Source organism: Psychrobacter sp. CAL346-MNA-CIBAN-0220, from assembly GCF_040309805.1.
Taxonomy (GTDB): Bacteria; Pseudomonadota; Gammaproteobacteria; order Pseudomonadales; family Moraxellaceae; genus Psychrobacter.
The window spans coordinates 1-263 of sequence record NZ_JBEOPF010000392.1; the positions used below are offsets into that span (position 1 = coordinate 1).

A 263-nucleotide genomic window follows, 5' to 3' on the forward strand; every position below is an offset into this window, starting at 1 on the left:
CCATTGAAGGTCGTGGAGATCAAGCAACTGACACTGCAATTTACAATGAAATTGTAGCTAATGGCGTAGGCATTGGTGAAAACAACCGTATATTACCAGATCCAGCGACTGATCCGCTGATTGAATGGACCATCAATTCACCTGAAAACGTGGGTTCACGTAAAGGAAACGGTTTTGAATTTGCTGTTCAGCACTTGTTTGGCGACTCAGGCTTTGGTGCAGGCTTTAATGCCACCGTTGTTGATGGTGATGTAGAGTACGAT

At 44.5% G+C, this 263-nt stretch carries 1 protein-coding gene; it reads left to right on the forward strand.

Annotated elements, in window-relative coordinates; all coding sequences use genetic code 11:
• Nucleotides 1-263: hypothetical protein (locus AAEY88_RS14095; RefSeq protein WP_350563383.1), on the forward strand; the 263-nt coding region annotated here is incomplete at both ends.